Genomic DNA, 10,242 nt, shown 5'->3' with positions numbered 1-10,242 from the left:
GGGGTTTGCTATAAACATGGCAAAACCACCTAAAATAAACCTCGATACACCAGCATTGTGTATTTCAGCTACTCAATAATTGGGAAACTTCAGTTTATAAAGCCTTACAAATCCCTAGCGAATAACTATGAAATAAAGCGTCATAACCGTATAATGCTGTTGATGAAACTTTCTCATAACCAATATTAGCTAACGAGAGTAAATGATTGATTTAATTTTTGATGTCTTACCGCAAATTCATGGCGGCGGCGATCACCAAGGGTTAGGAGCAGTAAAAGGCCTGGAAGCTTTTTTAACCTTTATAGAGTCATTAACAACAAAAAGCCCTGCGGAAATATTCACCGTGTTTATGCCGGGTATTAGTGCAATGGATAATATTCATCCTCTGTTGGTACACTTTCCTATTGCCTTATTCTTACTTTTTTTCTTTGCCGATACAGTAGGCGGCTTATTTTCAAAACCTGCATGGCGCCAATTTGCCACACCATTACTTTACTTAGGCACAATAACGGCAATCTTAACCGTTACCGCAGGATTTCAAGCCGCTTATTCTGCCCCGCATAATGATGTGACTCATGCCATTATGTTACGCCATCAGACCTTTGGCATAACAGTGACCGTATTAGCACTTCTTCTATCGATACGCCGCTTGTTTGCCGCAGATAGCTTTTTATATACAAAAACGTACGGTTACTTTGCTATCTCAGGAATTTTAGCCTTATGTCTAACGCTAGGCGCTGATTTAGGCGGTTTAATGGTCTATCAACATGGTGTCGCTGTTGCCCCGGTAATGAAACATAATTTACCTGTCACGACCATTATAGTAGAACAAGTCCCACTTTCACATAAGCATGACTCGCCTGCTCACACACATGACTCTACTGCGCATAGCCATGACTCAGCACATATACACAGTCACAATGGCCAGGAGCACACGCATTAGACCCTGAATAAGGCTGGCCAGTATTCATCAATTTAAGTATGCAGCACAGTTTCCATAAAGTTATAAATCATTAGCATCCAGAGGAAATTCTCATAAGCAACTTCTTCTCTTCAAGAGACTGTTTCAGTATGGTATTCTATGCGGCTTAATCGCCAATTCCTGTACTTTAAATGAAACGAACTCGTGTCAAAATTTGTGGCTTTACTTCAGCTGAGCAAGCTGCTTTTGCTGCACATGCGGGAACTGATGCGATAGGCCTGGTTTTTTATCCACCCAGTCCTCGGCATGTGTCGATAGATAAAGCACAGAAAATAGTTGCCGCATTACCTGCCTTTACAACAGTTGTTGCACTTTTTGTGGATGCCTCTGAAGCACAGATAAGAGAAGTAATAGAACAAGTCCCTATTGATTTATTGCAATTTCATGGCACCGAATCTGCCGATGCATGCAGGCTCTATGCTAAACCTTATATTAAAGCTATCAGGATGCGTACTGACACTGATATAAAGGCTTTAAGTACTGAATATCATGATGCATCAGGCTTATTGCTTGATGCTTACCATGCTAAGGCAAAAGGTGGCACAGGCGAACAGTTTGATTGGGATTTAATCCCGAAGCACTGCGCTTTACCCATAATATTAGCCGGCGGACTAGGTGTGCACAATGCACGCGATGCAATTGAACACGTTAAACCCTATGCTTTAGACGTAAGCAGCGGAGTAGAAGCGGAAAAAGGCATAAAAGATAATACTAAAATAGCAGCATTTTTAACTGAGGTTTACCTAAGTGACAGAAACAACTAATTCATACGATATGCCCGATGAACGGGGACATTTTGGTCCTTATGGTGGCTTATTTATTGCAGAAACGCTCATTCCTGCCGTCGAGGAACTTGACGAAGCTTACCAAAAATATATGACAGACCCAGAGTTCATGGCTGAACTCGACAAAGATTTTCAGCATTACGTGGGTCGTCCTTCGCCGCTCTATCACGCCGAACGCTGGACGCGTGAATTAGGTGGCGCGCAAATTTACCTTAAGCGTGAAGACTTAAACCACACCGGTGCACATAAAATAAATAATACCATTGGCCAGATTTTATTAGCCAAGCGTATGGGTAAAAAACGCATTATTGCTGAAACCGGCGCTGGCCAGCACGGCGTTGCGACTGCCACAGTATGTGCACGTCTAGGGCTGGAATGTGTCGTTTATATGGGGGCAGTTGATGTAGTACGCCAAAAACTGAATGTTTACCGCATGCAACTCCTGGGCGCTAAAGTCGTCGCAGTAGAATCAGGCTCCAAAACACTAAAGGATGCCTTAAACGAAGCAATTCGTGACTGGGTAACCAATGTTGATACTACTTTCTATATTATTGGTACAGCTGCAGGCCCGGCACCCTACCCTGCAATGGTTAGAGACTTCCAGTCTATTATTGGCCGTGAGGCAAAGCAACAGTGCCTGGCACAAGCAGGTAAATTACCCGATGCATTACTCGCCTGTATTGGCGGTGGTTCAAATGCTATCGGTTTATTTTATCCCTTTATTGACGATGCTGACGTTAGAATGATCGGTGTAGAAGCAGCTGGAGATGGTATTGAAACTGGCCGTCACTCAGCTCCATTATGTGCAGGGCGCCCTGGCATTTTACACGGCAACCGCACTTACTTAATGGAAGGTGATGATGGTGAAATCATTGAAACTCACTCTATCTCTGCGGGTCTGGATTACCCGGGCGTTGGTCCTGAGCATGCCTGGTTAAAAGATATAGGTCGTGCTGAATATGTCAGCATTACCGATGATGAAGCCGTTGAAGGTTTTCACGCATTAACTAAAATGGAAGGTATTATTCCCGCGCTGGAATCTAGTCACGCAATGGCTTATACCTTAAAACTAGCTCCAACCATGAAACAAGATGAGATCTTAATAGTTAACTTGTCCGGACGTGGTGACAAAGACATGCATACCATGGCAGAACGTGAGGGAATTAAAATATGAGCCGCTTAGCAAGCACCTTTGCAGAATTTAAACAATCAGGTCATAAAGCATTAATTCCTTTTATTACTGCTGGTGACCCTAGCCGCGAATTTACCGTGCCGATGATGCATGCCATGGTGGAAGCTGGTGCTGACATTATTGAATTAGGCGTACCTTTTTCTGACCCCATGGCAGACGGACCGGTTATTCAACGCGCCAGTGAACGTGCCTTGGCACATAAAATGAGTTTACGTCATACTCTTGAAGTAGTCAGCGAATTTAGAAGCAGCAATCAGAACACCCCAGTCGTTTTAATGGGCTATGCAAACCCGATCGAAGCTATGGGCTATGAGAATTTTGCCCAGGCCGCTGAAAATGCCGGAGTTGATGGCGTTTTAACGGTTGACTTACCGCCTGAAGAAGCAAGCGAATGCGCTACGCTACTTAAAGCACATAATATCGATCAGATTTTTTTACTAGCCCCGAATAGTAATATTGATAGAATTAAAAAAATGGATGCGCTAGGTAGTGGTTTTCTATATTACGTTTCTGTAAAAGGTGTCACTGGTGCTGGCCATCTGGATACCGGTGATGTAAAAAGAAAACTTACTGATATTCGCGCCAACACTCAACTCCCTGTAGGCATTGGCTTTGGTATAAAAGATGCTGAAACCGCAAAAGTTATTGCGAATTTAGGTGATGCAGTAGTTGTCGGCAGTGCATTAATCAGTAAAATAGAAGAAAATCTAGATTCTCCTGAGCAAGCTAAACAGGAAATTACAGAATTATTAAAATCCATGCGCTTAGCCATGGATAGCCAAGGTTAAAGACGGAGCATATATGAGCTGGTTTGAAAAATTAGTCCCCTCTACCATTATAAAGAATGACACTAACAGCAAAAAAACTGCTGTCCCTGAAGGTTTATGGAATAAATGTTCTAACTGTAATGCAATTTTATACAATACCGAACTAGAAAAGAATTTTAATGTCTGTCCTAAATGTGATCACCACATACGCATTGGCGCAAGACGTCGTATTGACCTGTTTCTTGATGCCGAAGGTCGAGAAGAGATTGCTGCAAATCTAAAACCTACTGACCCCTTAAAGTTTAAAGACAGTAAAAAATACAAAGATCGTATTAGCCAGGCGCAGAAAAAAACTAAAGAAAATGATGCTCTGGTAGTCATGAGTGGCACCTTGGAAGGCAAAGCTATTGTCGTAGCAGCCTTTGATTTCAGCTTTATGGGCGGATCCATGGGGTCTGTGGTTGGTGAACGTTTCGTACGCGGTGTTAATAAAAGTCTGGAATTGGGTGCTCCTTTTATCGTCTTTACTGCCAGTGGTGGTGCGCGTATGCAGGAGTCATTATTTTCATTATTTCAAATGACTAAAACTAGCGCTGCACTAACAAAACTTTCTGATGCAGGTATTCCTTATATCTCCTTTATGACCGACCCTACTATGGGGGGGGTATCAGCTAGTTTAGCTATGTTAGGTGATATAAACGCCGCAGAACCAAAAGCTTTAATCGGTTTTGCTGGCCCACGAGTTATTGAACAAACAGTACGTGAAAAATTACCAGAAGGTTTTCAGCGTAGTGAATTTTTACTAGAACACGGTGCTATCGATATGATTATTGATCGTCGTGAAATACGTAAAGAAATCAGCTCGATTTTAGCTCTTCTTACTGCAAACTCGGCGGCATAAAATAAATCGCACGCTCCTCCCTGACTAACTTATCTATAGTAACTTGTCGGGGAAAAACATGCGTATTATAAATATCAAATTCTTAAATGCGGAAAGCATAAAACTGCCCTGCTTGATAATAACTCTTTTGTAATGCATTTTGATACCCTGAAAGGCTGGCTGAATTGGCAAGAAAGCCTACATCCACAAAGTATTGATCTTGGCTTAAACAGAGTAACCAGGGTTTATAATGCCCTGCATAGTACTGCGCAGAAAAAAACTGTCACTATCACTGTAGCGGGTACCAATGGCAAAGGCTCTAGTATTGCATTTCTTGAAGCTATTTATATTGCTCAAGGCTTACGAGTAGGAGCCTATACCTCTCCTCATATCGTTAACTATAACGAACGTATTAAAATTAATGCTAAACCTGTTTCTGATGATTTGATATGCGCAGCTTTTGAGCGTATAGAAGCAGTAAGAAATAATATTTCTCTTAGCTATTTTGAATTTAGTACTTTAGCGGCTTTAGACATTTTTTCTCGTTCAGATCTTGATATACAACTATTAGAAGTAGGCCTGGGTGGTCGACTCGATGCCGTCAATATTATTGATCCTGATGTTGCTATTGTCACCTGTATTGCCCTTGACCATACAGCATGGCTAGGTGAAACACGTGAAGCAATCGCTTTTGAAAAGGCTGGTATTTTCCGTGCTAATACAGTGGCTATTACTGGCGACTTAGAGCCCCCTAAAGCGTTAATTGACTGCGCGCAACAAAAACAGGCAGAGTTATTATGCCTGGGACATGATTTTACTTATAGTAAAACTGATAATAAGCAGTGGACCTGGCACAAAGATAACAAGAAGTTAAGCAACTTGCCTTGCCCTCAACTGAAAGGTGAACATCAATATAGAAATGCCTCATCTGTTTTAACGGCCATTCATTGCTTACAAGATAAAATAACTGTCAGCGAGCAAGCGATCAAACAGGGGCTAAGTAATGTTAATTTACCAGGCAGATTTCAATTAATTGGCTCTGAACCACCAATTTTATTAGATGTGAGTCATAATCTTCAGGCAGCCCAAGCTTTAATCGATCATTTACAGTCTGAATTTAAACACACACCGATACATGCTATTTTTACCATGATGAATGATAAAGATATTAACGGCGTCATCAGTCTTATGCAGCCTTTTATCAAGCATTGGTATATTTCACCTTTAGATAACCCTAGAGCCAGCAAAGAAACAGATCTTAAAAATGCATTTCAACATTGCAATATTAATCCTGTAAACACTGGCTACAAAGACTTTCTCAGCACTTACCACGCAGCTAAGGCAGGCGCACAGGCTGACCAAGGTATTATTTTAATATTCGGTTCTTTTTTTCTGGTATCCGAATACCTAACACTCTTTAGCAAACCACAAGGATAATAGTATGAACGAGATATTAAAACAAAGAATTGTAGGAGCGATCGTTATCACCGCCCTCGCCGCAATTTTCGTTCCGATGTTATTTGATGATCCGGTAACAAATAGCGATAACTTTACTAATGAATTATCATTACCTGAAGGACCTATTAATGATATGCAGCCCTTACTGGATGCTATCCCTAAAACCACGAATCAAGTCTTGTCACAACCTGTACCTGCTCAAGTTGACCTGCAAACCAAAGCCATCAAACAATCAGTCAAGAAAACTAACCTGAAAAGCTGGACCATTCAAGTGGGTAGTTTTAGTCAGAAACAGAATGCCATTGAGTTCCGGGATAAATTACGTAAAAATAAATTCACTGCTTATGTGGACTCAGTTACCAATAGCCAGGGTACTTTATACCGTTTACGTGTTGGCCCTGAACTTGATGAGAAGAGAGCATTAAAAACCAAACAACGACTTGAATCTCTGTATAAAGTAAAACCTCTTTTAGTTTCAGAATAAATAACAACATGATCTGGATAGACTATGCCATTATTGGCTTAATCAGTATTTCTCTTATAATAGGCCTCTTCAGAGGTCTGGTGCGCGAAGCATTTGCCCTCGTTACATGGGGGCTTGCTATCTGGATAGGCTTTACTTTCAGTCTCCCCTTTGCAACTTTTTTTGAAACTAGCATTAGTATTCCCAGTGCAAGAATTGCCACTGCTTTTGTATTACTGTTTTTATTAACATTAATTGTTGGTGCTATTATTAATAAGTTACTCAGTACCCTGATTAGTAAAACAGGCTTGACTGGCTCTGACCGGCTAGCCGGATTAGTTTTTGGTATAATTCGTGGCGTTATGATCATTATCCTATTAGTGATGTTAGCAGGCTTAACCCCCGTACCTGAAAGCTCATGGTGGCAAAAATCAGAACTCATACCTCATTTTCAAATACTTGCAGTCTGGTTACAAACCCATATACCTGATGGTATTGCAAACTATTTAAATTACTAATAACTTATTACAGACCAGGAAAAAACATGTGTGGTATTGCGGGGATTGTTTCCCATCAAAATGTAAATCAAGATCTTTATGATGCTTTAACTGTGCTACAGCATAGAGGGCAAGATGCGGCTGGAATTGTGACATCTGAAAACGGACGCTTACATTTACGTAAAGACAACGGCCTGACCCGTGATGTTTTTACCACCGAACAAATGGTCAAACTAAAAGGCAATATGGGTATAGCTCATGCTCGCTACCCAACGGCAGGCTGCTCAAGCTCTTCCGAAGCACAGCCTTTTTATGTCAACTCTCCTTTTGGTATCACCCTGGCCCATAATGGCAACCTGACCAATACCGAGACTTTAAAAAGAGAACTATTTATTCAAGACCAGCGCCACCTGAATACCAATTCTGATTCTGAAGTCCTACTCAATATCTTTGCCCATGAATTACAGCAACTGGGGAAACTAGAACTTAATAAGGATGATATATTCAAAGCTGTTGAAGGCGTACACCGACGTTGTAAAGGTGCTTATGCAGTCGTTGTAATGATTCCTAATATCGGTATTATTGGCTTTAGAGACCCACATGGTATTCGCCCGATTGTCTTTGGTGAGCGTAAAACCGAGCAGGGTTCCGAGTTTATGATCGCCTCAGAAAGTGTTGCACTTGATGTTCTGGGATTTAACCTGACCCGTGATATCGCACCAGGTGAAGCTGTCTACATAGAAGAATCTGGAAAGCTACATACCCAACTGTGTTCTGAAGTTTCAGACCATTGCCCCTGTATCTTTGAATATGTTTATTTTGCCCGCCCTGATTCTATTATTGACAATATCTCAGTCTACAAGGCACGCCTGCGTATGGGTGATAAATTAGCAAAGAAAATTCTAAAAGAATGGCCTGATCATGATATTGATGTCATTATCCCGATTCCTGATACCAGTCGTACTTCAGCTTTAGAAATGGCACATACACTCGGTGTTAAATTCCGGGAAGGCTTTATGAAAAATCGCTATATTGGTCGAACGTTTATTATGCCAGGCCAGCAAATGCGTAAAAAATCAGTACGTCAAAAACTTAATGCCATTGGTCTGGAGTTTGAAGGCAAAAATGTTTTATTAGTTGATGATTCAATAGTACGCGGCACTACATCAGAGCAAATCATCCAGATGGCTCGTGATGCAGGTGCAAAAAAAGTTTATTTTGCCTCTGCTGCCCCTGCTGTACGCTATCCTAATGTCTACGGCATAGACATGCCCGCAGCACATGAACTGATTGCTCACAACCGCACTGAAGAAGAAATCTGTACTGCCATAGGTGCAGATAAAATGATTTATCAAGACCTGGAAGACTTAATTGATGCGGTACATAAAGGAAATACCGACATTAAACATTTTGATACCTCCTGCTTTGATCATCAGTATATTACAGGTGATATTGATGACGCTTACTTGCAACATATTGAGTCCCTGCGCAACGACGCCGCCCAGACAGACAAAAAAATAGAAACTGCTACCATTGATATGCATAATTCAAATTAATTCAATTTTGTAAGTAGCTGACGACGAAGCTGCTACTTAGTACTCGCTATATCTTTTATGCAGAGGCCCTACGTTTTTACAAAGCCTAGCTTCACTTCTTCCGCTGAAAATCAGGGAAACGTAGCCTAAGCGAAGTGATGATTTTTAGTCCGCGATAGCCGTAGGGCCGTTATTTTGTCGGAGTCTGAGCGTTAGCGAAGGTGGAGACAAAATAAAAGGCCATCCGACACGGCGTCAAGTCATTTGGAGCCTATGTTCCGACCCCTTGTTGGGTCGGGACGAGGTGACGAGGACGAATCGGGGCCGCCGGAGGCATAAGTGGTCGCGTTAAGTTTTTGCTGCTTGCTTGGGCTGGGATGCCCAAAACAAGCTTTCGCAAAAATAGCGACTCCCCGAAAGGCCTAATCATAGAGTGAGTATACTCACTTAGAATACAAACATAAAAACCTGATCCTATGCTTCAATACCTTCGCCAAAATGAAAATACACTCATTTTTATGAATTTTACAACCTATAAGCGATTGATTTATATAGGTGTAAGATCATCATTTTTGGATTAAATTAAAATTGGTGAAGGTATTGATGCTTGTTTGGTGTTTAGATTTTGAAAATATTTCATGTTGTTAATTTTAAGAGAGGAGTTAAAGATGAATAATGATGTTTATGCACAGAGAAAGAAATACTCTAAGGATCGTCTCAAACAACTAAAAGACCCCGACTTGATTAAAAGCCGACCATATTGGAAATATATTAGTAATGTAACAATGATTGAACCTTGCCACAAACAGTGGGATGGATTAGTTTTACAGCATGATGATCCTTGGTGGAAAAAACATTTCCCTCCTAATGGTTCTGAGTGCCGTTGTCGTGTGACAGCTGTTCGGGCTAAAGAATATACAGGGCAAACTGCTCCGTCAGATTGAGTAAAGGAAAAAGAAAAGCAAAGGGTCAGGTCTTTATTTTTGCATTCCGCCATGTATAACCCTACTCACTGTTGAGTAATGCAACAAATAATACCGACCAATTAAAGAGGTCAGATACAGCTCTCTATCTTCCTCATCAAGATAAATATCTTCTCGACCGCCACCTATTGAAGTAACGTGACATAAAGCGCCTGAAAATTTAATTCGTAAAGGTCTAATTATAGAGGGAGTATACTCACTTAGAATACAAACATAAAAACCTGACCCTATGCTCTTCGAATTTGATAAGAAAGACCAAATCAAGTCTTTACTTTTTCAGAAAAAACAAGACTTGATCCCTGTTTTCTTTTAATCGAATATTTTGCTTTTATATACTTCATCGGTGACGACTTTAAACCAGCGTGGTCGAAAAAGGGCCGTATACAGACAAATCAACGTGGTAGTTGGAAATGGCAGAAAGCTAGCCACACTCATTAGTAAGAGAAATAAAATAGTGAAAATACGTGTTTTCATAGGATCATTTTGTTTTTGTAATTTGATTGTAGATATCTGAGTAGAAGCGTACACACTATTCATTCCGACAACAAGTGGAATATTGGAGGTGTGTCATTAATCAACTACCATGTATATAAAACGTGGTTTAAATCCGGCCTAAAGGGCCGTCCTCAGAGAGCGGTAAAGGGTCTTAGTTTTTGCATTCCTCTATGTATAACCCTACTCACCGTTGAGTAATGCAACG

The 10,242-nt window shown here is 40.9% G+C and carries 10 protein-coding genes; all 10 read left to right on the top strand.

The window, feature by feature from the left end; genetic code table 11:
• The first annotated feature begins 202 nt into the window (after positions 1 to 202).
• Entirely contained in the window at positions 203 to 943 is a 741-nt protein-coding gene (locus CDZ78_RS06305; RefSeq protein ID WP_087869242.1) for a DUF2231 domain-containing protein, read from the top strand.
• Between the two features lie 170 nt (positions 944 to 1,113).
• On the top strand, positions 1,114 to 1,746 hold the full coding sequence (locus tag CDZ78_RS06300) for a phosphoribosylanthranilate isomerase (protein WP_087869241.1): 633 nt from the start codon (positions 1,114 to 1,116) through the stop codon (positions 1,744 to 1,746).
• Between the two features lie 10 nt (positions 1,747 to 1,756).
• The gene (gene trpB / locus CDZ78_RS06295; protein WP_087869244.1) at positions 1,757 to 2,941 is read left to right on the top strand and encodes a tryptophan synthase subunit beta; all 1,185 of its coding nucleotides are present in this window, start codon (positions 1,757 to 1,759) and stop codon (positions 2,939 to 2,941) included.
• Entirely contained in the window at positions 2,938 to 3,747 is an 810-nt protein-coding gene (gene trpA / locus CDZ78_RS06290) for a tryptophan synthase subunit alpha (RefSeq protein WP_087869240.1), read from the top strand. The genes trpB and trpA overlap by 4 nt, the downstream gene beginning before the upstream one ends.
• 13 nt (positions 3,748 to 3,760) lie before the next feature.
• Positions 3,761 to 4,627: an acetyl-CoA carboxylase, carboxyltransferase subunit beta gene (gene accD / locus CDZ78_RS06285; protein ID WP_087869239.1), complete on the top strand. Its 867-nt coding sequence runs from the start codon at positions 3,761 to 3,763 to the stop codon at positions 4,625 to 4,627.
• Positions 4,628 to 4,759: 132 nt separating this feature from the next.
• Complete coding sequence (gene folC / locus CDZ78_RS06280; RefSeq protein ID WP_087869238.1) at positions 4,760 to 6,043, top strand: bifunctional tetrahydrofolate synthase/dihydrofolate synthase; 1,284 nt, start codon at positions 4,760 to 4,762, stop codon at positions 6,041 to 6,043.
• 4 nt (positions 6,044 to 6,047) lie between these two features.
• Positions 6,048 to 6,548, top strand: coding sequence for an SPOR domain-containing protein (locus tag CDZ78_RS06275; RefSeq protein ID WP_087869237.1), 501 nt, complete (start codon positions 6,048 to 6,050; stop codon positions 6,546 to 6,548).
• Between the two features lie 8 nt (positions 6,549 to 6,556).
• Complete coding sequence (locus tag CDZ78_RS06270) at positions 6,557 to 7,045, top strand: CvpA family protein (protein WP_087869236.1); 489 nt, start codon at positions 6,557 to 6,559, stop codon at positions 7,043 to 7,045.
• A gap of 26 nt (positions 7,046 to 7,071) precedes the next feature.
• Positions 7,072 to 8,580, top strand: a complete 1,509-nt coding sequence (purF, locus tag CDZ78_RS06265; protein ID WP_087869235.1) for an amidophosphoribosyltransferase — start codon at positions 7,072 to 7,074, stop codon at positions 8,578 to 8,580.
• Between the two features lie 647 nt (positions 8,581 to 9,227).
• Positions 9,228 to 9,503 (top strand): phage head morphogenesis protein, encoded by a 276-nt coding sequence (locus tag CDZ78_RS06260; protein WP_167374199.1) that lies wholly within the window; start codon positions 9,228 to 9,230, stop codon positions 9,501 to 9,503.
• The last annotated feature ends 739 nt before the right edge of the window (positions 9,504 to 10,242 follow it).

Origin of the sequence: Bathymodiolus platifrons methanotrophic gill symbiont (genome assembly GCF_002189065.1) — a bacterium.
Taxonomy (GTDB): domain Bacteria; phylum Pseudomonadota; class Gammaproteobacteria; order Methylococcales; family Methylomonadaceae; genus Methyloprofundus.
Note: the sequence above shows the minus strand (reverse complement) of the source record. Positions and strands in the feature narration are given on the sequence as shown.